24 protein-coding genes are annotated in these 23,662 nt (G+C 55.5%); 14 read left to right on the top strand and 10 right to left on the bottom strand.

The genetic code is table 11. The features are described 5' to 3' along the window. The first annotated feature begins 169 nt into the window (after nt 1-169). On the top strand, nt 170-487 hold the full coding sequence (gene metJ, locus ACMGGE_RS17320; protein WP_003862042.1) for a met regulon transcriptional regulator MetJ: 318 nt from the start codon (nt 170-172) through the stop codon (nt 485-487). Nucleotides 488-528: 41 nt separating this feature from the next. Here the strand turns inward: metJ and ACMGGE_RS17315 are convergent, their stop codons facing one another. Further along, entirely contained in the window at nt 529-1,209 is a 681-nt protein-coding gene (locus tag ACMGGE_RS17315) for an oligogalacturonate-specific porin KdgM family protein (protein ID WP_028015662.1), read from the bottom strand. Nucleotides 1,210-1,521: 312 nt separating this feature from the next. Beyond that, nucleotides 1,522-1,734 carry a 50S ribosomal protein L31 gene (gene rpmE / locus ACMGGE_RS17310; RefSeq protein WP_003862040.1) on the bottom strand — a complete coding sequence of 71 codons (213 nt, stop codon included), beginning with the start codon at nt 1,732-1,734 and terminating at the stop codon, nt 1,522-1,524. Between the two features lie 200 nt (nt 1,735-1,934). Between rpmE and priA the strand changes: the two genes are divergently transcribed. The 7 genes from priA to rraA all read left to right on the top strand — a co-directional run bounded on the left by priA (nt 1,935) and on the right by rraA (nt 9,894). Continuing rightward, entirely contained in the window at nt 1,935-4,130 is a 2,196-nt protein-coding gene (gene priA, locus ACMGGE_RS17305; RefSeq protein WP_126535058.1) for a primosomal protein N', read from the top strand. 119 nt (nt 4,131-4,249) lie between these two features. Beyond that, the gene (gene cytR / locus ACMGGE_RS17300) at nt 4,250-5,275 is read left to right on the top strand and encodes a DNA-binding transcriptional regulator CytR (protein ID WP_021242811.1); all 1,026 of its coding nucleotides are present in this window, start codon (nt 4,250-4,252) and stop codon (nt 5,273-5,275) included. Between the two features lie 93 nt (nt 5,276-5,368). After that, complete coding sequence (gene ftsN, locus ACMGGE_RS17295; protein ID WP_032635441.1) at nt 5,369-6,358, top strand: cell division protein FtsN; 990 nt, start codon at nt 5,369-5,371, stop codon at nt 6,356-6,358. A gap of 94 nt (nt 6,359-6,452) precedes the next feature. Continuing rightward, complete coding sequence (gene hslV / locus ACMGGE_RS17290; protein ID WP_008501802.1) at nt 6,453-6,983, top strand: ATP-dependent protease subunit HslV; 531 nt, start codon at nt 6,453-6,455, stop codon at nt 6,981-6,983. A 9-nt stretch (nt 6,984-6,992) separates the two neighbouring features. Continuing rightward, nucleotides 6,993-8,327, top strand: coding sequence for an HslU--HslV peptidase ATPase subunit (gene hslU, locus ACMGGE_RS17285; RefSeq protein ID WP_023309685.1), 1,335 nt, complete (start codon nt 6,993-6,995; stop codon nt 8,325-8,327). A gap of 68 nt (nt 8,328-8,395) precedes the next feature. Continuing rightward, complete coding sequence (gene menA, locus ACMGGE_RS17280; RefSeq protein ID WP_008501804.1) at nt 8,396-9,316, top strand: 1,4-dihydroxy-2-naphthoate polyprenyltransferase; 921 nt, start codon at nt 8,396-8,398, stop codon at nt 9,314-9,316. Between the two features lie 92 nt (nt 9,317-9,408). Next, nucleotides 9,409-9,894 (top strand): ribonuclease E activity regulator RraA, encoded by a 486-nt coding sequence (gene rraA, locus ACMGGE_RS17275; protein WP_023309687.1) that lies wholly within the window; start codon nt 9,409-9,411, stop codon nt 9,892-9,894. A 566-nt stretch (nt 9,895-10,460) separates the two neighbouring features. Here the strand turns inward: rraA and zapB are convergent. Further along, the gene (zapB, locus tag ACMGGE_RS17270) at nt 10,461-10,700 is read right to left on the bottom strand and encodes a septal ring assembly protein ZapB (RefSeq protein WP_010436935.1); all 240 of its coding nucleotides are present in this window, start codon (nt 10,698-10,700) and stop codon (nt 10,461-10,463) included. Between the two features lie 410 nt (nt 10,701-11,110). Between zapB and ACMGGE_RS17265 the strand changes: the two genes are divergently transcribed. The 4 genes from ACMGGE_RS17265 to fpr all read left to right on the top strand — a co-directional run bounded on the left by ACMGGE_RS17265 (nt 11,111) and on the right by fpr (nt 15,442). Beyond that, nucleotides 11,111-11,956, top strand: a complete 846-nt coding sequence (locus ACMGGE_RS17265) for an MIP/aquaporin family protein (protein WP_014885705.1) — start codon at nt 11,111-11,113, stop codon at nt 11,954-11,956. A gap of 21 nt (nt 11,957-11,977) precedes the next feature. After that, entirely contained in the window at nt 11,978-13,486 is a 1,509-nt protein-coding gene (glpK, locus tag ACMGGE_RS17260) for a glycerol kinase GlpK (protein WP_014885706.1), read from the top strand. Between the two features lie 102 nt (nt 13,487-13,588). Continuing rightward, on the top strand, nt 13,589-14,599 hold the full coding sequence (glpX, locus tag ACMGGE_RS17255) for a class II fructose-bisphosphatase (protein WP_111967934.1): 1,011 nt from the start codon (nt 13,589-13,591) through the stop codon (nt 14,597-14,599). A gap of 96 nt (nt 14,600-14,695) precedes the next feature. Then, nucleotides 14,696-15,442, top strand: coding sequence for a ferredoxin--NADP(+) reductase (fpr, locus tag ACMGGE_RS17250; RefSeq protein ID WP_420293993.1), 747 nt, complete (start codon nt 14,696-14,698; stop codon nt 15,440-15,442). Here fpr and ACMGGE_RS17245 read toward each other — a convergent pair whose 3' ends face one another. Next, complete coding sequence (locus tag ACMGGE_RS17245) at nt 15,443-15,862, bottom strand: DUF805 domain-containing protein (protein ID WP_420293992.1); 420 nt, start codon at nt 15,860-15,862, stop codon at nt 15,443-15,445. Nucleotides 15,863-15,974: 112 nt separating this feature from the next. On the opposite strand from ACMGGE_RS17245, the gene ACMGGE_RS17240 reads away from it, so the two are divergent. Then, nucleotides 15,975-16,571: a DUF1454 family protein gene (locus ACMGGE_RS17240; RefSeq protein ID WP_045909117.1), complete on the top strand. Its 597-nt coding sequence runs from the start codon at nt 15,975-15,977 to the stop codon at nt 16,569-16,571. A 111-nt stretch (nt 16,572-16,682) separates the two neighbouring features. After that, complete coding sequence (gene tpiA / locus ACMGGE_RS17235) at nt 16,683-17,450, top strand: triose-phosphate isomerase (protein WP_003862019.1); 768 nt, start codon at nt 16,683-16,685, stop codon at nt 17,448-17,450. 82 nt (nt 17,451-17,532) lie between these two features. Here tpiA and ACMGGE_RS17230 read toward each other — a convergent pair whose 3' ends face one another. The 6 genes from ACMGGE_RS17230 to cpxP form a co-directional block, all read right to left on the bottom strand. Continuing rightward, nucleotides 17,533-18,837, bottom strand: a complete 1,305-nt coding sequence (locus ACMGGE_RS17230) for an SLC13 family permease (protein WP_420293991.1) — start codon at nt 18,835-18,837, stop codon at nt 17,533-17,535. A gap of 73 nt (nt 18,838-18,910) precedes the next feature. Further along, nucleotides 18,911-19,654, bottom strand: a complete 744-nt coding sequence (locus ACMGGE_RS17225) for a CDP-diacylglycerol diphosphatase (RefSeq protein ID WP_420293990.1) — start codon at nt 19,652-19,654, stop codon at nt 18,911-18,913. A gap of 107 nt (nt 19,655-19,761) precedes the next feature. Next, a complete protein-coding gene (locus ACMGGE_RS17220; protein ID WP_024909198.1) occupies nt 19,762-20,751 on the bottom strand; it encodes a sulfate ABC transporter substrate-binding protein in 990 nt (329 codons plus the stop codon). A 209-nt stretch (nt 20,752-20,960) separates the two neighbouring features. Further along, nucleotides 20,961-21,923 carry a 6-phosphofructokinase gene (gene pfkA, locus ACMGGE_RS17215; RefSeq protein ID WP_008501816.1) on the bottom strand — a complete coding sequence of 321 codons (963 nt, stop codon included), beginning with the start codon at nt 21,921-21,923 and terminating at the stop codon, nt 20,961-20,963. Nucleotides 21,924-22,097: 174 nt separating this feature from the next. After that, nucleotides 22,098-22,991 carry a CDF family cation-efflux transporter FieF gene (fieF, locus tag ACMGGE_RS17210; protein ID WP_045909114.1) on the bottom strand — a complete coding sequence of 298 codons (894 nt, stop codon included), beginning with the start codon at nt 22,989-22,991 and terminating at the stop codon, nt 22,098-22,100. A 153-nt stretch (nt 22,992-23,144) separates the two neighbouring features. Further along, nucleotides 23,145-23,651 carry a cell-envelope stress modulator CpxP gene (gene cpxP, locus ACMGGE_RS17205; protein WP_045909112.1) on the bottom strand — a complete coding sequence of 169 codons (507 nt, stop codon included), beginning with the start codon at nt 23,649-23,651 and terminating at the stop codon, nt 23,145-23,147. Nucleotides 23,652-23,662: the final 11 nt, after the last annotated feature.

Below are 23,662 nucleotides of genomic sequence, written 5' to 3'. Positions count from 1 at the left end.
AGCAATGCGCAAATAGCCGTTAAAATTATATGCTTTAGTGCACGCTGCAGCGGCAATATCCGTGCCACGGTATCGTCTCTACGGTAAACTAGGCAAGATTGCGGTTCAAAACGGGTGGTTACCGGTTTTGCACCTTTGAATAAATGACTGAGAGGATTAAAGGTATCTCATGGCTGAATGGAGCGGCGAATATATCAGCCCATACGCTGAGCACGGTAAGAAGAGTGAGCAAGTAAAGAAAATTACGGTTTCCATTCCTCTGAAGGTGTTGAAGATCCTCACCGATGAACGTACGCGTCGTCAGGTGAATAACCTGCGCCACGCAACCAACAGCGAACTGCTGTGCGAAGCGTTTCTGCATGCGTTTACCGGTCAACCGTTGCCGAACGATGACGATCTGCGCAAAGAGCGTAGTGACGAAATCCCGGAAGAGGCGAAAGTAATCATGCGTGAACTGGGTATTGATCCGGAGACGTGGGAATACTAACTGCGGTGTGATCCCGCTGAGGTGACTCAGCGGGATAGTTTTTAGAAGTTGTAGCCTAAACCCACGCGCAGACGCGTCTGGCGATCGTCGCTGGTGGCGGTGTTATAGCCGGAAGAGACATTGCCCACTTCGATAAACGGGATCCACGAGTCGATGTTATACGCCACGCGGAAGTTATATTCGTAATCTTCTTTTTTATTGTTATACAGGTCTTCGTTATCGGCGAATTTATAAATGCCGTTTAACTCGAACATCCAGCTATCAATATTATAACCCAGCCACACTTCCGGACGATAAACCATACGGTCATCTTTACCGTCAGCATTACGGCGAGTGTACTCCGTACGATAACGAAACGCCGTCCACCAGCTGTCATTAATATTATACTGTACGCGCAGATAAGGCTTATAGATGGCCATGTCATCACCCATTTCAACGGCGACGCCCGGCTGCCATATAAAACCTTGCCAGGTAAATTGATAGCTTGCGGTATATTCGTTGCTGTTACTTTCCATATTATTAAGCGCGTCGTTAGACTGCTTGTTATCGGAGCGCGATACCGCCTCAACCGCTACGCCAAAGCCGGTGCCAAAGCGGTGTGACATGTATACACGGTCATAGTTACGCCCATCGTCGTAATACTCGTGTCGGTAATCCACATATCCCGCCTGCGCCGCGCACGATATTAACGGAAGCACAAATAAGACTTGCTTCAATTTCATAACAGTTCCCTCGAAGTAAATGCGCCCTGAAAGCCACCTTGTCGTAATGGCGAATAAGAATGTTTGACGGGCGAAGTGTAATTTTACGAAACGAGAGAAACCTTTTAATTTTTGACACACTCATTAAAAGGTGGCAAAAAATTAAAGAAATGAGAGATGCAGTTCACTATCCGTTAAAGAATACATCAGACAAATATTTTAATACAATGATGCGTAATTAATTATTTTAGATAGAAATATCCAGGTGTGATTTATTCAGAAGAGATATAACAGGCACAAAAAAACCGCCCGTAGGCGGTTTTTTCTGGATGCTTATTTAGCGCCCGGGATGCTGAAACGCTTGTTGAAGCGGTCAACACGGCCACCGGTTGCAACATCACGCTGCTTACCAGTGTAGAACGGGTGGCATTTGCCGCACACGTCCAGGTTCAGATCGTGACCCACGGTAGAGCGGATCTGGATAGAGTTACCGCAAGAACAGTTTGCAGTAATCATTTCGTATTTCGGGTGAATATCTTTTTTCATGGGAGAACCTCAGTTAAGGCCGCGTCGCTCTTCCAGCCCTAACGCCAGACACCACGCGATGTTGATTGTAAGTTCTTTGGCGTAAAGTACACCAAAGGCGGCGAATCATACAGAATTTGACCAACGTATGCAAACTGATCCGCACGCCGCTTTTACTAATGTGTATACTAACGCGCCACTTTTCAAGTCAGGAAGATTCGATGCCCGTCGCTCACGTTGCCCTGCCCGTTCCGCTTCCCCGCACCTTTGACTATCTGCTGCCCGACAGCATGAACGCCAAAGCGGGCTGCCGCGTGACCGTGCCGTTTGGCAAACAGCAGCGCGTGGGGATCGTTGTCTCCATCAGCGATAAAAGCGAACTGCCGCTTAACGAACTGAAATCGGTCGTTGAGGTGCTGGACAGCGAGCCTGTTTACTCCACCAGCACCTGGCGACTGCTGCTGTGGGCGGCAGATTATTATCATCACCCGATTGGCGACGTCCTGTTCCACGCCCTGCCAATGATGCTGCGTCAGGGCAAAAGCGCCAGCCACGCGCCGATGTGGTACTGGTTTGCCACGGAGGAAGGCCAGGCCGTCGACATCAACAGCCTGAAGCGTTCGCAGAAACAGCAGCAGGCGCTGGCGGCGCTGCGTCAGGGGAAAATCTGGCGACATCAGGTCGACGAGCTTGAGGTCAGCGAAACGGCGCTACAGGCATTGAGAAAGAAAGGGCTGAGCGACCTGGCAAGCGAAGCGCCTGCCCTTTACGACTGGCGGGAAAATTTCTCCGTGTCAGGGGATCGCCTGCGTCTGAATACCGAGCAGGCCACCGCGGTAGGCGCGATTCATAGCGCCTCCGATCATTTCTCTGCCTGGCTGCTGGCGGGGGTCACCGGTTCCGGCAAGACCGAAGTTTACCTGAGCGTGCTGGAAAACGTGCTCGCGCAAGGCAAACAGGCGCTGGTGATGGTGCCGGAAATTGGCCTGACGCCGCAAACTATCGCCCGATTCCGCGAGCGCTTTAACGCGCCGGTTGAGGTTCTGCACTCCGGCCTGAACGACAGCGAGCGCCTCAGTGCCTGGTTGAAAGCGAAAAACGGCGAAGCGGCGATTGTGATTGGCACCCGTTCGTCGCTGTTCACGCCGTTTAAAAATCTTGGCGTAATCGTGATCGACGAAGAGCACGACAGCTCCTATAAACAGCAGGAAGGCTGGCGCTATCACGCCCGCGATCTGGCCGTCTACCGCGCGCACAGCGAGCAAATTCCTATTGTTTTAGGATCCGCCACGCCTGCGCTCGAAACGCTGCACAACGTGCGCCAGCGTAAATACCACATGCTGCGCCTGACGCGCCGGGCGGGGAATGCCCGTCCGGCCATTCAGCACGTGCTGGATCTGAAAGGTCAGCAGGTTCAGGCGGGGCTAGCGCCTGCGCTGATTACCCGCATGCGCCAGCATTTGCAGGCGGGGAATCAGGTCATTCTGTTCCTCAACCGTCGTGGATTTGCCCCCGCCCTGCTGTGCCACGACTGCGGCTGGATTGCCGAGTGCCCGCGCTGTGATCACTACTACACCTTCCATCAGGCCCAGCGGCATTTGCGCTGCCACCACTGCGACAGCCAGCGCCCGGTGCCGCGCCAGTGCCCGTCATGTGGTTCAACGCATATTGTGCCGGTCGGTCTGGGGACGGAACAGCTGGAACAGGCGCTTGGGCCCTTCTTCCCGGACGTGCCGATTTCGCGTATCGACCGTGACACCACCAGCCGCAAAGGCGCGCTGGAACAACAGCTGGCGGAAGTGCATCGCGGCGGCGCGCGCATCCTGATTGGCACCCAGATGCTGGCCAAGGGCCACCACTTCCCGGACGTGACGCTGGTCGCCCTGCTGGACGTGGACGGCGCGCTGTTCTCGGCAGATTTCCGCTCCGCCGAGCGCTTCGCACAGCTTTACACCCAGGTAGCCGGACGCGCAGGACGCGCCGGTAAACAGGGCGAAGTAGTGCTGCAAACACACCACCCGGAGCACCCGCTGCTGCAAACCCTGCTGCACAAAGGCTATGACGCCTTTGCCGAGCAGGCGCTGGCCGAACGCCAGACCATGCAACTGCCGCCGTGGACCAGCCACGTCATCATCCGCGCGGAAGATCATAACAACCAGCAGGCGCCACTTTTCCTGCAACAGTTGAGAAACCTCCTGCAGGCCAGCCCGCTGGTGGATAACCAGCTGTGGATTTTGGGCCCGGTGCCTGCCCTCGCGCCAAAACGCGGCGGTCGTTTCCGCTGGCAGATCTTGCTCCAGCACCCCTCGCGTATTCGTCTTCAGCATATCGTCAGCGGCGCGCTGGTGCTGATAAACACCTTGCCCGAAGCGCGAAAAGTGAAGTGGGTTCTGGACGTCGACCCCATCGAAGGCTGAAGCTGGATCGAAAAATTTAACGCTCCTCACACTTTTTATGAAAATTCTGTAACCGATTCCATTAACTATCTGTAAAAATGGTGATGTCAGAAGTTCGGTGTTCAGGCGAGGAGAAGACGTTGAAGTCCAGGAAAGAGGTTGCGACTGCGACCATGAAAGACGTTGCCCAGAAAGCACAGGTCTCTACGGCAACAGTATCCCGCGCATTAATGAACCCGGATAAAGTCTCCCAGGCGACCCGTAACCGGGTGGAGCAGGCTGCGCTTGAAGTGGGCTATTTTCCGCAGGCAATGGGGCGTAACGTCAAACGCAACGAGTCGCGCACCATCCTGGTGATTGTGCCGGACATCTGTGACCCTTTCTTTAGCGAGATTATCCGCGGTATTGAAGTCACCGCGGCGGAACAGGGGTATCTGGTGCTGATTGGCGACTGCGCCCACCAGAACCAGCAGGAAAAAACCTTCATCGACCTCATCATCACCAAGCAGATTGACGGCATGCTGCTGCTTGGCTCTCGCCTGCCGTTTGATGCCAGCATCGAAGAGCAGCGTAATTTACCGCCGATGGTCATGGCCAACGAGTTTGCGCCAGAGCTGGAGCTGCCGACGGTCCATATCGATAACCTTACCGCCGCGTTCAACGCCGTAAACTATCTCCAGGAGCTGGGGCATAAGCGTATTGGCTGTATCGCCGGGCCGGAAGAGATGCCGCTGTGTCACTACCGTTTGCAGGGCTACGTTCAGGCGCTGCGCCGGACCGGCGTCACCGTCGATCCGCACTACATTGCGCGCGGTGATTTTACCTTCGCTGCGGGTGGACAGGCGCTGGAGAAACTTCTGGACCTGCCTGAGCCGCCAACCGCCGTATTTTGTCACAGCGACGTGATGGCGCTGGGCGCATTATCGTATGCCAAACGCCGCGGTCTTCGCATACCGAAAGATTTATCCATCATCGGATTCGATAATATTTCGCTTTCGGAATTTTGCGATCCGCCGCTCTCAACGGTCGCTCAGCCGCGCTACCAAATCGGCCGCGAAGCGATGCTGCTTCTGCTGGATCAGCTTCACGGTCAAACAGTTAGCAGCGGCTCACGGTTGCTGGACTGCGAATTGATCGTCCGCGGCACGACCCAGGCATTGACTTAAAGTAAACGTCTTTCGGATACCCTTATCTGGTCAAAGCCCCGCCGCTTAAGTAACATGGCGGACTGACGAACGAATAAATACAGCGAAACGATAGTGGCACAACGAGATTATGTACGTCGCGGCCAGCCGGCACCTTCGCGACGCAAAAAGAGTAGCTCAAGAAAAAAGCAACGTAACCTGCCTGCTGTCTCGCCAGCAATGGTCGCTATTGCTGCGGCTGTAGTCGTCGCCTTTATTGGTGGCCTGTACTTTATCACGCACCATAAAAAAGAAGAGTCCGAGGCGCTTCAGGCCAGTAAAGTCGCCGGAAATGGCCTCCCTCCGAAGCCTGAAGAGCGCTGGCGCTATATCAAAGAGCTGGAGAGCCGTCAGCCTGGGGTGCGTGCGCCAACCGAACCTTCTGCGGGTGGTGAAGTGCAGAATGCGAATCAGCTGACGGATGAACAGCGTCAGCTGCTGGCACAAATGCAGGCCGATATGCGCCAGCAGCCTACGCAGCTGAACGAAGTGCCGTGGAATGAGCAGACGCCGGAACAGCGTCAGCAAACGCTGCAGCGTCGCCAGGCACAACAGCAGATTCAGCAGCAACAGCAGTGGGCGCAAACTCAGCCGGTACAGCAGCCTAAGGCACAGCCGCGGGTCACGGAACAGCCGTATCAGCAGCCGACGCGTACGGTGCAGTCTCAGCCTGTCCAGCAGCAGCCTAAAACGCAGCCGCAGAAGCAGGCGGCTCAGCCGTATCAGGATCTGCTCCAGACGCCAGCGCATACCACCGCCCAGCAGCCGAAAACGCAGCAGGCCGCGCCGGTAACGAAAGAGACCGAAGCGCCGAAGCAGACGGCGGAGAAAAAAGACGAACGTCGCTGGATGGTACAGTGCGGTTCGTTCAAAGGTGCGGAGCAGGCGGAAACGGTGCGCGCGCAGCTGGCCTTTGAAGGGTTTGATTCGCGTATTACCACCAATAACGGCTGGAATCGCGTAGTGATTGGTCCGGTCAAAGGCAAAGAAAATGCCGATGGCACCCTTTCTCGTTTGAAAATCGCCGGTCACACAAACTGCATTCGACTCGCCTCCGGGGGTTGAAACCCCCAAATTCCCCCCCATCTATCATTTAATTCAGCCCTGAGCACAGGCTCAGGGCTTCTGTTTCCCGATTCTGTAACCAGGGGGTCTGCTCGTGACAACAATAGTAAGTGTACGCCGTAACGGCCATGTGGTAATCGCCGGTGATGGCCAGGCCACGCTGGGTAATACCGTCATGAAAGGCAACGTGAAGAAAGTGCGTCGTCTCTACAACGACAAAGTGATCGCCGGCTTTGCAGGCGGCACGGCGGATGCTTTCACGCTGTTTGAACTGTTTGAACGTAAACTGGAAATGCACCAGGGTCATCTGGTGAAAGCCGCCGTTGAGCTGGCGAAAGACTGGCGTACCGACCGCATGCTGCGCAAGCTCGAAGCGCTGCTGGCGGTCGCCGATGAGACCGCATCGCTTATCATCACCGGTAACGGTGACGTGATTCAGCCGGAAAATGACCTGATTGCCATCGGCTCTGGCGGCCCTTATGCCCAGGCTGCTGCCCGCGCGCTGTTGGAAAATACCGACATGAACGCGCGTGATATCGCGGTGAAGGCGTTGGATATTGCAGGTGATATCTGCATCTATACCAACCACAACCACACCATCGAAGAATTGACCTCCAAAGCGTAAGGATCTCCCATGTCTGAAATGACCCCACGCGAAATTGTCAGCGAACTGAACAAACACATTATCGGCCAGGATAACGCCAAGCGCTCCGTGGCTATCGCCCTGCGTAACCGCTGGCGTCGTATGCAGCTTGACGAAGAGCTGCGTCACGAAGTTACGCCGAAAAACATTCTGATGATCGGCCCGACCGGCGTCGGTAAAACCGAAATCGCCCGTCGTCTGGCGAAGCTGGCTAACGCGCCGTTCATCAAAGTTGAAGCCACCAAGTTCACCGAAGTGGGCTATGTGGGTAAAGAAGTGGACTCCATCATCCGCGATCTGACCGACTCGGCGATCAAAATGGTGCGCGTCCAGGCGATTGAGAAAAACCGCTATCGCGCGGAAGAGATGGCCGAAGAGCGCATTCTCGACGTGCTGATCCCGCCGGCAAAAAACAACTGGGGTCAGGCTGAACAGCAGGCGGAACCGTCTGCTGCACGTCAGGCGTTCCGCAAAAAACTGCGTGAAGGCCAGCTGGATGACAAAGAGATTGAGATCGATCTCGCTGCCGCGCCAATGGGTGTGGAAATCATGGCGCCTCCGGGCATGGAAGAGATGACCAGCCAGCTGCAGTCCATGTTCCAGAACCTGGGCGGTCAGAAGCAAAAAGCGCGTAAGCTGAAAATCAAAGACGCGATGAAGCTGCTGATTGAAGAAGAAGCGGCGAAGCTGGTGAACCCGGAAGAGCTGAAGCAGGACGCTATCGACGCGGTTGAGCAGCACGGTATCGTGTTTATCGACGAAATCGACAAAATTTGTAAGCGCGGCGGCAACAGCTCCGGCCCGGACGTGTCCCGCGAAGGCGTTCAGCGCGACCTGCTGCCGCTGGTTGAAGGCTGCACCGTCTCCACCAAGCACGGCATGGTGAAAACGGACCACATCCTGTTTATCGCATCAGGTGCCTTCCAGGTTGCCAGCCCGTCGGATCTGATCCCGGAACTGCAGGGCCGTCTGCCTATCCGCGTTGAGCTGCAGGCGCTGACCACCGAAGATTTCGAGCGTATCCTGACCGAGCCAAACGCCTCTGCCACCGTACAGTACAAAGCGCTGATGGCGACCGAAGGCGTGAACCTCGAGTTCACCGAAGACGGTATCAAACGTATTGCCCAGGCTGCATGGCAGGTGAACGAAACCACCGAAAACATCGGTGCGCGTCGTCTGCATACCGTGCTGGAACGCCTGGTGGAAGATATCTCTTACGACGCGAGCGACCTGAACGGTCAAACCGTTACCATTGACGCAGAATATGTGAGTAAACATCTGGATGCGTTAGTGGCAGATGAAGATCTGAGCCGTTTTATCCTATAATCGCGGTTACTGGATTCTCATCACGTTTAATGGGGGCTAATGCCCCCATTTTTATTGGCTAAATACTTATGACTGACATCAGCCGTACGCAGGCGTGGCTCGAAAGTCTGCGCCCTAAAACACTTCCTCTGGCCTTCGCCGCGATTATCGTCGGTACGGCGCTTGCCTGGTGGCAGGGTTATTTCGATCCGCTGGTCGCCGCGCTGGCATTGATTACCGCCGGCCTGCTGCAAATTCTCTCCAACCTCGCCAACGACTACGGCGACGCGGTGAAAGGCAGCGACAAACCTGACCGTATCGGGCCGCTGCGTGGAATGCAAAAAGGGGTGATTACCCAGGCGCAGATGAAGCGCGCGTTAATCATCACCGTGGTGCTGATCTGTTTATCGGGTCTGGCGCTGGTGACGGTGGCATCTAAGACTCCCAGCGATTTCATTGGTTTTCTGGTGCTAGGCTTATTGGCCATTATCGCGGCCATCACCTACACCGTCGGCACGCGACCTTACGGTTATATTGGGCTCGGTGATATCTCCGTACTGGTGTTCTTCGGCTGGCTGAGCGTCATGGGAAGCTGGTACTTACAGGCGCATACGGTAATCCCTGCCCTGTTCCTGCCTGCGACCGCCTGCGGTCTGCTGGCGACAGCGGTGCTCAACATCAACAACCTGCGCGACATCGACAGCGATCGCGAGAACGGTAAAAACACCCTGGCGGTCCGTCTGGGGCCAGTGAATGCGCGTCGCTACCATGCCTGCCTGCTGATGGGGGCCCTGGTCTGCCTGGCGTTGTTTAACCTGATTTCCCTGCACAGTCTGTGGGGCTGGCTGTTTGTGCTTGCCGCGCCGCTGCTGATTAAGCAGGCCCGTTTTGTGATGCGTGAACGTAGCCCGGCCGCCATGCCGCCGATGCTGGAGCGCACGGTAAAAGGCGCGCTGCTGACTAACCTGTTGTTCGTCATCGGGATTGTCTTAAGCCAGACGCTCAGTTAGCTGACAAATATCAATTAACAATTGATGATTTTGCCAACAACGCATTTCGCACGATATACTGAACACATTCGCAGCAACTGAGCGTTAAACCTATGAAATACGATACCTCCGAGCTTTGTGACATCTACCAGGAAGATGTCAACGTCGTTGAACCGCTGTTCTCCAACTTTGGTGGGCGGTCGTCGTTTGGCGGACAGATCGTCACGGTGAAATGTTTCGAGGATAACGGGTTGTTGTACGATCTGCTCGAACAGAACGGCCGCGGCCGCGTACTGGTGGTCGATGGCGGCGGTTCCGTGCGGCGCGCATTGATTGATGCTGAGCTGGCCGGTATTGCCGTGCAGAACGAGTGGGAAGGCCTTGTGGTGTACGGTTCCGTGCGTCAGGTGGACGATCTGGAAGACCTGGATATCGGGATTCAGGCCATCGCGGCCATACCGGTAGGGGCAGCGGGTGACGGTATCGGCGAAAGCGACGTGCGCGTTAACTTCGGCGGCGTGACCTTCTTCTCCGGCGACCATCTTTATGCCGATAATACCGGCATTATCCTTTCCGAAGATCCGCTGGATATTGAGTAATAAAACCGTAAGCGTGGACCATAAAAAAACCGCCAACAGCAATGTGGCGGTTTTTTTGTCCCTCGGGATTCGCGGTCCGTTGGGAGGATTTACAGCTCCACACCAGGGACTTTTATCATACCTCTCAATAAATGGCAGGCAATCCCTTAAACCCTTTATAAAATCCTAATTTTATTTGCACATCTTAACGGCGAGGCTGATGTTAACTATGATGCTGCGTCCCTTTCCGCCATCTCGCACATGGGCATCGGTCCAGGGAAAGGTGTATTCACAACCGTAAAACAGCCCACACCAGGGCTTGTGTCCACCGACTTATCACCGGTGGTGAACGGTGGAGCGGTTAGCAGCAGGGACCGCATAATGAAACGCTATTTATGTATCGCGTTCATTGTCGCCAGCGTACTCGTTGTAAAGAGTGATGAACCGAATGTGTTCGTTGCTTTTGCTATGACAGCGCAGGACAAGTAGCGTTAAGGCCGCCTCTGGCGGCCTTTTTTATAACTGGCAAAAAAAAGCCGGGTAGCGGCATCGCCTTACCCGGCCTGTTCAGTTCATCCCAATGGGAATCAGACTTCTTCCATACGTCCCAGCAGCGCCTGCAGGCGATCCTGCCAGCCGTTCTGCTGTTCGCGCAGCTGGTTGTTTTCGCGCTCCAGTTCTTCGCGGCCGTGCTGCGCGTTCTGTACTTCCTGCGCCAGGCTGTTGTTCTTCTCTTTCAGCTCTTCAATTTCCATCTGCAGCAGGGTGATGGTGTCAATCGCCTGCTGTACTTTCGATTCCAGTTTCTCAAACACTTCTAAAGACATGATGCTACCTCTCCTGAATTGCAAGGCGACGCTTTAACATAAACGCGCACGACATATACCGTCGATTGTATGGAGCGCGGCGCTCTGTGTCCAGCGACACACCGCGCAGATCGCGGTTTGCAACACTTTTAGGTCTGGTCCTGGTGCGTTCGCGTCATATCCCCCTAAATTGTTAACTCATTCGTTAATGAAATGATTCAGCTCTCATTCCTGTACCGATCCTGTACTGCTGTAAAAATGTGCTTTATGGCGCGAAAACGCTCATTTTATTGACACAGACCACACATTTTGATTTCGATATTTCTCGTTTTTGCTCGTTAACGATAAATTAACACTATGTCTACAGGGCATCGTGGCTGTCACGGGCGGCCATGCTAACAATAAACATCAATTTCTTCAGGATTCCGATTATGAGTCAGACATCAACCTTAAAAGGCCAGTGCATTGCCGAGTTCCTTGGTACCGGGTTGTTGATATTCTTCGGAGTGGGCTGTGTCGCTGCACTGAAAGTGGCGGGTGCCAGTTTTGGTCAGTGGGAAATCAGTATCATCTGGGGTCTGGGCGTGGCGATGGCCATCTACCTGACTGCAGGGGTTTCTGGTGCACATCTTAACCCGGCGGTGACTATCGCACTGTGGCTGTTCGCGTGCTTCGACGGACGCAAAGTTGTTCCTTTCATTCTTTCTCAGTTTGCCGGCGCGTTTTGCGCAGCGGCGTTAGTTTACGGGCTTTATTACAATCTTTTCATCGACTTCGAACAGACGCATCATATGGTGCGCGGCAGCGTCGAAAGTCTGGATCTGGCAGGCATCTTCTCAACCTATCCAAACCCGCATATCAATTTTGTGCAGGCGTTCGCAGTTGAAATGGTGATTACCGCTATTCTGATGGGCGTTATCCTGGCGCTGACCGACGACGGAAACGGCATTCCGCGCGGCCCGCTGGCCCCTCTGCTGATTGGCCTGCTGATTGCGGTGATTGGCGCTTCCATGGGCCCGCTGACCGGCTTCGCGATGAACCCGGCACGTGATATCGGACCTAAAGCGTTCGCCTTTATCGCAGGCTGGGGCGACGTCGCCTTCACCGGCGGCAAAGACATTCCTTACTTCCTGGTACCGCTGTTTGCGCCAGTTGTCGGGGCTGCGCTGGGTGCGTTCAGCTACCGCAAATTAATTGGTCGCCATTTACCGTGCGACACCTGTGTGGAAGAGGAGAAGGAAACGACTTCTACCGCACAACAAAAAGCTTCGCTGTAATCTGACTACGGGACACATACCATGACCGAAAAAAAATATATCGTTGCGCTCGACCAGGGCACTACCAGCTCCCGCGCTGTCGTAATGGATCATGACGCGAACATCGTCAGCGTGTCACAGCGCGAATTTGAGCAAATTTACCCTCGTCCAGGCTGGGTAGAACACGACCCAATGGAGATCTGGGCGTCACAAAGCTCCACGCTGGTCGAAGTGCTGGCGAAAGCCGATATCAGTTCCGACGAGATTGCCGCGATTGGTATCACTAACCAGCGTGAAACGACGATTGTCTGGGAACGTGAAACCGGTAAGCCTATTTACAACGCCATCGTCTGGCAGTGCCGCCGTACCTCTGAGATTTGCGAACAGCTGAAGCGCGACGGCATGGAAGAGTACGTGCGCAGCGCCACCGGCCTGGTGGTTGACCCGTATTTCTCCGGCACCAAAGTGAAATGGATCCTCGACCATGTGGAAGGTTCACGTGAGCGTGCAAAGCGCGGCGAGCTGCTGTTCGGTACCGTTGACACCTGGCTTATCTGGAAGATGACCCAGGGACGCGTTCACGTCACCGACTACACCAACGCCTCGCGTACCATGCTGTTCAACATCAACACCCTGGAGTGGGATGACAAGATGCTGGACGCGCTGGATATCCCACGCGCGATGCTGCCTGAAGTGCGCAAATCTTCTGAGGTATATGGCCAGACCAACATCGGCGGTAAAGGCGGCACCCGTATTCCTATCGCCGGTATCGCCGGTGACCAGCAGGCGGCGCTGTTCGGCCAGCTGTGCGTCAAGGAAGGGATGGCGAAGAACACCTACGGCACCGGCTGCTTTATGCTGATGAACACCGGCGAGAAAGCGGTGAAATCAGAAAACGGCCTGCTGACCACCATTGCCTGCGGCCCGCGCGGCGAAGTGAACTATGCCCTGGAAGGTGCGGTGTTCATGGCCGGCGCGTCTATCCAGTGGCTGCGTGACGAGATGAAGCTGATCAGCGATGCGTTCGACTCCGAGTACTTCGCGACCAAAGTGAAAGACACCAACGGCGTGTACGTGGTGCCTGCGTTCACCGGTCTGGGCGCACCGTACTGGGACCCGTATGCACGCGGCGCGATTTTCGGTCTGACGCGTGGCGTGAATTCTAACCACATTATTCGCGCCACCCTGGAATCCATCGCCTACCAGACGCGCGACGTGCTGGAAGCGATGCAGGCGGACTCTGGCATTCGTCTGCACGCCCTGCGCGTGGACGGCGGTGCGGTCGCGAATAACTTCCTGATGCAGTTCCAGTCCGACATTCTGGGCACCCGCGTTGAGCGTCCTGAAGTGCGTGAAGTGACGGCGCTGGGCGCGGCGTACCTTGCCGGTCTGGCGGTAGGCTTCTGGCAGAACCTGGACGAGCTGCAGGAAAAAGCGGTGATCGAACGCGAATTCCGTCCGGGCATCGAAACCACCGAGCGTAACTTCCGCTACAGCGGCTGGAAGAAAGCGGTGAAACGCGCCCTGGCGTGGGAAGAGCACGACGAGTAAGACAAACTTACCCCTCTCCCCTTTGGGGAGAGGGGACTTAAAACCCCCCTCCCCACTCTGTGATAAACTTCGTGCAATTCCTTTTGATTGCACGAGTACCTCATGAAACGTGAACTTGCTATCGAGTTTTCCCGCGTCACCGAAGCGGCCGCCCTTGCAGGCTATAAATGGCTGGGTCGTGGTGACAAAAATACCGCCGACGGCGCAGCCGTCCATGCCATGCGCATTGTGCTTAACCAGGTCAACATCGACGGCACTATCGTGATCGGCGAAGGCGAGATCGACGAAGCGCCAATGCTCTATATCGGTGAAAAAGTCGGTACCGGCAAAGGTGATGCTGTGGATATCGCCGTCGACCCGATCGAAGGTACGCGCATGACGGCAATGGGTCAGGCCAACGCCCTGGCGGTGCTGGCCGTAGGCGATAAGGGCTGCTTCCTTAACGCGCCGGATATGTACATGGAAAAGCTGATTGTCGGTCCTGGCGCAAAAGGCGCAATCGACCTCAGCCTGCCGCTGGAAGAGAATCTGCGTAACGTCGCCAGCGCGCTAAACAAACCGCTGAGCGAACTCACCGTCACCATTCTGGCCAAACCGCGCCACGACGCCACCATCGCGCAGATGCAAAAGCTCGGCGTGCGCGTGTTTGCCATTCCGGACGGTGACGTTGCCGCCTCGATCCTGACCTGCATGCCGGACAGCGAAGTGGACGTGCTGTACGGCATCGGCGGCGCACCGGAAGGCGTAGTCTCTGCGGCAGTGATCCGCGCGCTGGACGGCGATATGCAGGCTCGTCTGCTGCCCCGCCACGAGGTGAAAGGCGACAGCGAAGAGAACCGCCGTATCGGGGAAAACGAGCTGGCACGCTGCGAAGCGATGGGCATTGAGGCCAACAAAGTGCTGGCGCTACATGATATGGCCCGTAGCGATAACGTGGTCTTCTCGGCGACAGGTATCACCAAAGGCGATCTACTGGACGGCATCACCCGCAAGGGCAATATGGCGACCACCGAAACGCTGCTGATCCGCGGCAAATCGCGCACCATTCGCCGCATCCAGTCTATCCACTATCTCGACCGCAAAGACCCGGACGTACAGACGCACATTCTGTAAAACCGTTTGATCGATAGAGCTTTCCGGCCCAAATGGGCTGGAAATCTCCCCGTTAAGTACGGAAGATAGAACAGAGAAACAGCACAGGAGAAGATCATGGCGGACTGGGTAACAGGTAAAGTCACAAAGGTACAGTTCTGGACCGATGCGCTATTTAGTCTCACCGTGCATGCTCCTGTACACCCGTTTAAAGCCGGGCAATTTGCGAAGCTGGGGCTGGATGTCGACGGCGAGCGCGTGCAGCGCGCCTACTCTTACGTTAACGCGCCTGATAGCCCGGATCTCGAGTTCTATCTGGTCACCGTTCCTGACGGTAAACTCAGCCCGCGCCTTGCCGCCCTTAAGCCCGGCGACGAAGTGCAGATCGTGAGTGAAGCAGCAGGCTTCTTTGTGCTCGAAGAGATCCCGGATTGTGACACGCTCTGGATGCTGGCAACCGGCACGGCCATCGGTCCTTATCTCTCTATTTTGCAGTACGGCAAAGACCTCGAGCGCTTTAAAAACATCGTGCTGGTGCACGCCGCGCGCTACGCTGCAGATCTGAGCTACCTGCCGCAAATGCAGGCGCTGGAACAACAGTACGGCGGAAAGTTAAAGATTCAGACGGTGGTCAGCCGTGAAACCGTAGCAGGAACGCTGACCGGCCGCGTGCCGGCGCTTATTGAGAGTGGTGCCCTGGAAGAGGCGGTGGGTTTGCCGCTGAACGCTGAAACCAGCCACGTCATGCTGTGTGGCAACCCGCAGATGGTACGGGACACGCAGCAGCTTCTGAAGGATACCCGGCAGATGACGAAACATCTTCGCCGCCGGCCAGGCCATATGACCGCCGAACACTACTGGTGATCAGCGGTATTTCACCTCAACGGTGTCTTTACCGTATTTGTTTTCGCTCTGGGTGCCAATAAACGCGCCCAGATCGACAATCATCATCACGAAGATGACCGACGGCAGCAGCCTGCCCACAACCCACGGCAGGATGGACGGCAGCATCGCCCAGTTTCCCGCCACCAGCATCCACGCCAGAATAATCAGAAATGCCCACGCGCCGGAACGACCGCGATCGTGCAGGCGTTTCACGACGACAGCCGCCGTTGGCCAGAGCAGGCAGACCAGCGCGAAGGCCGCCGTTTGCGTGCTTAGCCATGCGTTATAGGCAGCGAAAAACAGAAGCAGCATGGCGACAACCCACGTCACCATCCAGATCCAGAAATCACGGCGTCCAATACGCCCTTTGAATGAAAACAGCCACTGCTGTATGGTCATGTAAGGTTCCTTATTATCATATCGCGCGCATTTTACCCTGGAGTTGTGACCTTTTGACAAGCCGACCAGATATCGTTTTAATCATGAGCACTTACGGCCAGGGGCAATGTTGATGAAAAGTTCGACACATTCTCTTTTCCTGTGTTTAGCGCTGCTCAGCGCGGGCTTTACCCTGCACGCCGCCGAAACCACAGCCCCGACCACCGCACCGTATCTGCTGGCGGGCGCACCGTCGTTCGATCAGTCCATCAGCCAGTTTCGTGAAGCCTTCAATCAGGCCAACCCCACGCTGCCGCTGGATGAGTTTCGTGCCATTGATGGCCCCCGCGACACGCCTACCCTGACCCGTGCGGCAAGCAAGATTAACGAGAATTTGTATGCCTCCACGGCGCTGGAGCGCGGGACGTTAAAAATCAAAAGCATGCAAATCACCTGGCTGCCAATACAGGGGCCAGAGCAGAAAGCCGCGAAGGCAAAAGCGCTGGAGTATATGAGCGCGGTCTTGCAGGCGTTTACCCCTGCGCTGACGAAAAAGCAAAGCCAGCAAAAGCTGCAAAAACTCCTCACCGCCGGTAAAAACAAGCGTTACTACGCCGATACCGAAGGCGCAATCCGCTATGTTGTAGCGGACAACGGCGAAAAAGGACTGACCTTCGCTGTTGAACCGATTAAGCTGGCACTATCTGACACCCTTGGCGGGGCGAATTAATGACAAAAAGCAAAGCCTTTCGAGGGAAAATCTCTATACTGATTCACAGACCATGCTGCCCGACAGGGTGGCCATATTCCTTAATTCGCTTATTGAGCGTGGAGAATTGAAATGCGACATCCTTTAGTGATGGGTAACTGGAAACTGAACGGCAGCCGCCACATGGTAAACGAACTGGTTGCGAACCTGCGTAAAGAGCTGGCTGGCGTGACCGGCTGCGCGGTTGCTATCGCTCCGCCGGATATGTATCTGGATCTGGCTAAACGTGCCGCTGACGGCAGCCACATCATTCTGGGCGCGCAGAACGTTGACGTTAACCTGTCTGGCGCGTTCACCGGTGAAACCTCCGCTGAAATGCTGAAAGATATCGGCGCGAAATACATCATCATCGGCCACTCCGAGCGTCGCACCTATCACAAAGAATCCGACGAGTTCATCGCGAAGAAATTCGCCGTGCTGAAAGAGCAGGGTCTGATCCCGGTTCTGTGCATCGGTGAAACCGAAGCAGAAAACGAAGCGGGCAAAACTGAAGAAGTGTGCGCACGTCAGATCGACGCAGTGCTGAAAACCCAGGGCGCGGCAGCGTTCGAAGGCGCGGTAATCGCTTACGAGCCAGTCTGGGCGATCGGTACCGGCAAATCAGCAACCCCTGCGCAGGCTCAGGCGGTTCACAAATTCATCCGTGACCACATTGCGAAAGCTGACGCCAAAGTGGCTGAGCAAGTGATCATCCAGTACGGCGGTTCCGTTAACGCATCTAACGCTGCTGAGCTGTTCACCCAGCCAGACATCGATGGCGCGCTGGTTGGCGGTGCATCCCTGAAAGCGGACGCTTTCGCGGTGATCGTTAAAGCGGCAGAAGCGGCTAAACAGGCGTAATTGCCTTTGTGGCGGGTGGCGCTTGCGCTAACCCGTCCTACAGTTCTGTAGGCCCGGTAAGCGTCAGCGCCACCGGGCTTTTTTACAGCCGTCCCAGCAGGCTAAACCACAGATAATCCAGCGGCAGCAGCACCAGATACGTCGCTATCGCCAGCGCCAGACAGAGCACCATCCCCGCCCTGGCAGGCACCTTTCCTAGCCCCATCGCCACCACGATCGGCGACGCCTGATACGGCAGCAGCGGCGTGGAATAGCCGAGCACCTGAATCATGATCACCGACAGCAGCGGGAAGCCGGTCGCATCCGAGAAGCTTTGCGCCAGGGTGGTATACAGCGCCGGAACGCCGTTGGCGGTCATAATGAAGTTGAGTGCGGTGGTAATACCGGTCAACGCCAGGAAACTGGTGAACGGCCGGTTTGCATCCAGCGGCATAATGCGGAGCAACGCCTCGCCCACCGCCGTTCCGATGCCGGTTTGGGTCACGACGATCGCCAGCCCAAGAATGCCCGCGACGTAAATGCAGGTACGCATATTCACCCCCGCAGAAAACTCCTCCCCGTTGATAAAACCGATGCGGGGCAGCATAACGATGACCGATGCCGCCAGCCCGGTCCAGGCGGGCCCCACGCCGTGCCAGCTCTCTGTCACCCACATCCCCAGCACCACCGCCAGCAGCCAGGCAAGACGCTTTTCGTCCCGCCCCATAGGCTCAGACGGCGCCTGTTCCTTCGGCGGTTTTGGGCTGCCGGGAAAAAGCCAGCAGATCAGGCCAATCAGAATCAGGCCTTTGAGAACGCCCAGCACCGGCGTGTGCAGCAGCAGATACGGGACATAGTTCAGATGGATGCCGTACGAGCCTTCCGCCGCACCGCTCATCACCAGGTTAGGCACGTTAGCGGGCAGAATCGTTGCCGAAAGCTGGAACGTCCCAAACCCTACCGCCAGCGCCAGACCAAACCAGGCGCGGGAGCCGTCGGCGATACCGGCGCGTTTCGCCATTGCGGCGACAATCGGCATCAGCAGCGCAATACGTCCCATATTCGACGGCATCACAAACGCCAGCGCATAGCTCAGCAGCACCACGCTCGCTACCATTAATACCCAGGAGTCGGTGAGCTTTGCCGACAGCGCCCGGGCGGCCCGGTCTGCCAGACCGGTTTTACGGATCGCCACGCCGAGCACGAATCCGCTGAAGACCAGCCAGAAGGCCGAGGAAGCAAAACCGCCGAAAATCACCTCCGGCGGGGCGATCTTCGCGGTCATTGCCGCCGTAAAGAACAGCAGCGCGGTGATAAATTCCGGCAACAGCGACGTCGCCCATAGCACGATAGTGACGCCAACGATCAGTGAGGGTACCAGCAGAGGATACGTTGACCAGAGCGACATACCTGTCTCCTGTAGAATTTTTCAGCAAGTCTACGGCGACAGGCAGGGCGAGTAAACGCTATTTATGGTGGGGTCAATTTAGAATAGCGCATTGATGATCCTGCAGTTCCTCAGCTGACGCGCGGTTAAGCATCAGCAAGTTACGTTCGGTTGCCAGCAACACAAACGAACCATCCGACTGCTGCGCCATCGCCAGGGCAAAGCGCCCCATATGGGCGCGCGCTTCCGGAAGCTCTTCAGCCAGCATTATGAACGGACTGCGCTGCACCAGCTCATTCTCCGTCACCCGACGAGCAAGATACTCATGCCCTTCCAGCCCGCCGGGAAGCGGCAGCCACTGGGTGCTGATTTCTCCCTGCGCGGCGTTGAGTTTCTCGCGCACGTCCGGGCGCAGACAGGAGATATGAATGTGAAAATGGTTCTGCGTGCGCCCTGTCGGCGAGTTAATCGTTAGCGAAATGGCGCTGTCAGGCACCTCGGATCCGCGCTTCAGGGTCATAAAGCTGCGCGACTGCCAGGCCAGCCAGAAAAAGTTCGGCGTGTGCGCTTCGGTCAATAGCGGGCTCTCGGTGCCGTTGATGCGATATGTCGGCATCAGCAGATATTGCAGCGGCCCGTTGCGGTCTTTAAAGACCACATAGCCTGCATCCGTTTTCACCTGCGCACACGGTGCCGGGTTACGATTCTGGATCTGATTCGGCACGCACTGGTCGAGAACGATATGTCGCAACGCATTCGGATTACCCGCTTTCATCCAGTACACGCCGCCAGCGACAAGGGCGATGACAATGAGGATCAATAAGATAATTTTTTTCACAACGCGTTCCCTGTTTTCAATAGAGGCAAAAGAGTAACGCAAAATGATGACCAAATAAAAAACCCGGCGGATTTCTCACGCCGGGTCACCGTGTCATTGGCTAATGGTTAGCGCTGGCTGATCTGGTCGAACGTGCCGCCATTAGAGAAGTGCTCTTTCTGCGCTTTCGTCCAGCCACCGAACTCGTCATCAATGGTGAAGAGTTTCAGTTTAGGGAAGACGCTTTCGTATTTCTTCGCCACCGCCGGATCGCGTGGGCGATAGAAGTTTTTCGCCGCAATTTCCTGGCCTTCTGGCGAGTAGAGATACTTCAGGTAGGCTTCTGCCACCGCTTTGGTATCTTTCTTCTCAACCACTTTATCGACAACAGAGACGGTCGGCTCAGCCAGAATAGATTCGCTTGGGGTCACGATCTCGAACTTGTCTTTACCCAGCTCGTTAGTGGCCAGCAGGGCTTCGTTTTCCCATGCGATCAGCACGTCGCCGATCCCGCGCTCGACGAAGGTGTTGGTGGCACCACGCGCGCCGGAGTCCAGCACCTCAACGTTTTTATACAGTGCTTTCACGAATTCCTGCGCTTTGGCCTGGTCGCCATTGTTGTGGTGCAGCGCGTAGCCCCACGCGCCCAGGTAGTTCCAGCGAGCGCCGCCAGAGCTTTTCGGGTTAGGGGTGATGACGGACACGCCTGGCTTAATCAGGTCATTCCAGTCATGGATCTGTTTCGGGTTGCCTTTACGGACCAGGAAAACGATGGTCGAGGTGTATGGCGCGGAGTTATCCGGCAGGCGTTTGATCCAGTTTTTGTCGATACGGCCACGCTCGGCGATCGCGTCAACATCGTAGGCCAGCGCCAGGGTCACCACGTCGGCTTCGATACCGTTGATGACGGAGGTCGCCTGTTTGCCAGAACCGCCGTGAGACTGGCGAACCACGACATTGTCGCCGGTTTCCTGTTTCCAGTGTGCCGCAAACGCTTTGTTGTATTGCTCGTACAGTTCACGCGTCGGGTCGTATGACACGTTCAGTAACTGGATGTCCTTAGCCAGAACGCTGGTCGATGCCAGCAATAATGTTAAACCCACGCCCCATTTATTCATCGCCCAGCTCTCTTGTGTAGTGTTTTGATGAATGCAGCGTGCCAGAAAGCGAATCGAGGATTAAAGAATAAAAAAAGATTGGCTATAACGTAGTGGAATAAAAAAGCGTGCACGCATAAAAAAGCCGGGTGGCGGCTACGCCTTACCCGGCCTACGAGTCGTGCTTTTGTAGGCCCGGTAAGCGCAGCGCCACCGGGCAACAGAGCCAATCAGTACAGTTTTTTCGCGCAGTCCAGCCAGTCACCTTTGAACGGACGCTTCATGTTTTCAATCGCGTCGATGATGTCATGGTGAACCAGTTTTTCGTTCTGAATACCGACGCAGCGGCCGCCGTGGCCCTGCAGCAGCAGTTCGATTGCGTACGCGCCCATACGGGACGCCAGAATACGGTCGTACGGGCCAGGGGAACCGCCACGCTGGATGTGCCCCAGTACGGTGGCACGGGTTTCACGCTTGGTTTCGGTTTCGATGTACTTCGCCAGCTCGTCTACGTCACAGATGTGCTCGGTGATAGCCACGATCGCATGTTTTTTGCCTTTCGCGATGCCGGCTTTGATTTCAGCCACCAGATCTTCACGGCTGAATTCCACTTCCGGAACCACAACAAACTCACAACCACCCGCAATCGCCGCAGCCAGGGTCAGGTCACCGCAGTAACGCCCCATCACTTCAACGATAGAGATACGCTGGTGAGAAGAAGAGGTGTCACGCAGGCGGTCAATCGCTTCCACTACGGTTCCCAGCGCGGTGAAGTAACCGATGGTGTAGTCGGTGCCTTTGATATCGTTGTCGATAGTGCCTGGCAGACCGATGCACGGGAAGCCCATTTCAGTGAGACGTTTTGCACCCATGTACGAGCCGTCGCCACCGATAACCACCAGGGCGTCCAGGCCACGTTTTTTCATGTTCTCGATAGCCACTTCACGAACGTGTTCATCACGGAATTCCGGGAAGCGTGCAGACCCAAGGAAGGTACCGCCACGGTTGATCATGTCAGAGACGCTGTAACGGTCGAGCTGAACCATACGGTCTTCATACAGACCCAGGTAACCATCATAGATACCAAAAACTTCCAGACCTTCCGTCAGCGCCGCGCGAACAACCCCACGAATTGCCGCGTTCATGCCCGGCGCATCACCGCCGCTTGTCAACACACCGATTTTCTTAATCATGACTACCTCTGAACTTAGGAATGCAAAATTGAAATCTGTTGCCGGAAGAAACTTATCGACCAACGAATACTGCAAATAGTATATCAATCCCTTCCAGCTGAATTGATTCAGGTCAGACCAAATGGCGGTAATTTATACACAAAATGCTGGCCTGGCTCACTTTTTTACAACGAATTACGAAAGCCCAACATGTCCGGGTACAACCGAGCAGGGATCCTGGTGAATGATGACGTCTGAACCAGGAAAACGCTGCAAAATCGCCTGCTCAACCTGCTCAGCAATCACGTGAGCCTGAACCAGTGGCAGGTTGTCTTCCATTTCAATATGAATCTGAATAAAGCGGGTCGGCCCTGACTGCCGCGTTCGAAGATCGTGCGCACCGCTGACGCCGGGCCAGGCGGTCACGATAGAAAAAATTTCATTGCGTTCTGAGTCCGGGAGGGCGCGGTCAAGCAGTGATTGCACCGCTTCATACCCCATCCGCAGGGCGCTATATAAAATATAGATACCAATCCCTAACGCAAACAACGCATCGGCCCGATGCCAGCCATACCAGGCCAGACCGAGCGCAATAAGAATAGCCCCATTCATCATAACATCAGATTGATAATGAAGCATATCCGCCCGTACAGCCTGACTTTGCGTTTTGCGAACGACCCAGCGCTGGAACGTTACCAGAACAAGTGTGCATATAAGCGCGACAATCGTCACAACGACGCCGACGCCGGGATCGTTCATCGGTGTCGGCGAGACGAGATGCTGAATGCCGGTGAGAAACAGGAACAGCGCAGAACCGGATATAAACATGCTCTGCGCCAGCGCGGCCAGCGACTCCGCTTTACCGTGCCCAAACGTGTGCTCTTCATCCGCTGGCTGCAGCGAGTAACGCACCACCAGCAGGTTGGTCAGCGAGGCGGCAATATCGACCAGCGAGTCCACCAGCGCCGCCAGAATACTGACCGATCCGGTATACCACCACGCAAAAACCTTAATGACCAGCAAACACGACGCCATGATCGTCGCGGCCATGGCGGCCCGGTTTACCAGTCTTCCATAGGATTGATTCATAAACGCTCCTGTCATGTCATGCCGCTAGTATAACGGAAGCATGTGGAGTCGAAGGATGAATAAACGGTTAACAAATCAGAATGCGGGGCAAAAAAAACCCCCACATCATGTGGGGGAAGACAGGGATGGTGTCTATGGCAAGGAAAACAGGGTTTACTGGTTACTACGGGTACTGCTATTGCTACTGAAAAACGTCGTTTCTGAGCTTCGCTGCATCCGTGCAACCTCACGCAGCTGATCCATACGCTGCTGATGTCTGGTGTTCAAAACCGCTTGCTGCTCGGGCGTTAGCAAGTGGAACATCTGGTTGCGGACCTTCGCCATTTCAACCTGGCGAGCAACCTGTTCCTGTGCCATTTTTTCGGCCTGAGCGCGCACAGCGCTTTCGTCAAAATTTTCTGCGGTGACAAGGCGATGCATTGTCTCCATTTCGCTAACATTAACAGGGGGCTGGTCGTGTCTCGCCCTCTGCATCAGATCTCGCATCTGTTGACGCTGATGTTCGGTTAAACTTATGCCGTCAAACATATGGCTTTGGCTACTGTGCTGCGTTGTGTCCTCTTGTGAGGAACCGTTATCGCTGATGATAGCTACAGCAGCCTGGCTAAACGCACTGAACGCCAGCGTTGAGGCCATGACGGCAGCGGTAACTTTGCGCATCACTTGCTCCC

Origin of the sequence: Enterobacter sp. BNK-22 (assembly GCF_048684805.1) — a bacterium.
Lineage (GTDB): Bacteria > Pseudomonadota > Gammaproteobacteria > Enterobacterales > Enterobacteriaceae > Enterobacter > Enterobacter quasiroggenkampii.
The sequence above is the reverse complement of the archived record's forward strand: the minus strand, read 5'-3'. Positions and strand labels throughout refer to the sequence as shown.

Excerpts from the sequence above, each read along its gene's own strand:
- metJ (WP_003862042.1), top strand. The coding sequence starts at position 170 with ATGGCTGAATGGAGCGGCGAATATATCAGCCCATACGCTGAGCACGGT.
- ACMGGE_RS17315 (WP_028015662.1), bottom strand. The coding sequence starts at position 1,209 with ATGAAATTGAAGCAAGTCTTATTTGTGCTTCCGTTAATATCGTGCGCG.
- rpmE (WP_003862040.1), bottom strand. The coding sequence starts at position 1,734 with ATGAAAAAAGATATTCACCCGAAATACGAAATGATTACTGCAAACTGT.
- priA (WP_126535058.1), top strand. The coding sequence starts at position 1,935 with ATGCCCGTCGCTCACGTTGCCCTGCCCGTTCCGCTTCCCCGCACCTTT.
- hslU (WP_023309685.1), top strand. The coding sequence starts at position 6,993 with ATGTCTGAAATGACCCCACGCGAAATTGTCAGCGAACTGAACAAACAC.
- menA (WP_008501804.1), top strand. The coding sequence starts at position 8,396 with ATGACTGACATCAGCCGTACGCAGGCGTGGCTCGAAAGTCTGCGCCCT.
- rraA (WP_023309687.1), top strand. The coding sequence starts at position 9,409 with ATGAAATACGATACCTCCGAGCTTTGTGACATCTACCAGGAAGATGTC.
- zapB (WP_010436935.1), bottom strand. The coding sequence starts at position 10,700 with ATGTCTTTAGAAGTGTTTGAGAAACTGGAATCGAAAGTACAGCAGGCG.
- ACMGGE_RS17265 (WP_014885705.1), top strand. The coding sequence starts at position 11,111 with ATGAGTCAGACATCAACCTTAAAAGGCCAGTGCATTGCCGAGTTCCTT.
- glpK (WP_014885706.1), top strand. The coding sequence starts at position 11,978 with ATGACCGAAAAAAAATATATCGTTGCGCTCGACCAGGGCACTACCAGC.
- glpX (WP_111967934.1), top strand. The coding sequence starts at position 13,589 with ATGAAACGTGAACTTGCTATCGAGTTTTCCCGCGTCACCGAAGCGGCC.
- fpr (WP_420293993.1), top strand. The coding sequence starts at position 14,696 with ATGGCGGACTGGGTAACAGGTAAAGTCACAAAGGTACAGTTCTGGACC.
- ACMGGE_RS17245 (WP_420293992.1), bottom strand. The coding sequence starts at position 15,862 with ATGACCATACAGCAGTGGCTGTTTTCATTCAAAGGGCGTATTGGACGC.
- ACMGGE_RS17240 (WP_045909117.1), top strand. The coding sequence starts at position 15,975 with ATGAAAAGTTCGACACATTCTCTTTTCCTGTGTTTAGCGCTGCTCAGC.
- tpiA (WP_003862019.1), top strand. The coding sequence starts at position 16,683 with ATGCGACATCCTTTAGTGATGGGTAACTGGAAACTGAACGGCAGCCGC.
- ACMGGE_RS17230 (WP_420293991.1), bottom strand. The coding sequence starts at position 18,837 with ATGTCGCTCTGGTCAACGTATCCTCTGCTGGTACCCTCACTGATCGTT.
- ACMGGE_RS17220 (WP_024909198.1), bottom strand. The coding sequence starts at position 20,751 with ATGAATAAATGGGGCGTGGGTTTAACATTATTGCTGGCATCGACCAGC.
- pfkA (WP_008501816.1), bottom strand. The coding sequence starts at position 21,923 with ATGATTAAGAAAATCGGTGTGTTGACAAGCGGCGGTGATGCGCCGGGC.
- fieF (WP_045909114.1), bottom strand. The coding sequence starts at position 22,991 with ATGAATCAATCCTATGGAAGACTGGTAAACCGGGCCGCCATGGCCGCG.
- cpxP (WP_045909112.1), bottom strand. The coding sequence starts at position 23,651 with ATGCGCAAAGTTACCGCTGCCGTCATGGCCTCAACGCTGGCGTTCAGT.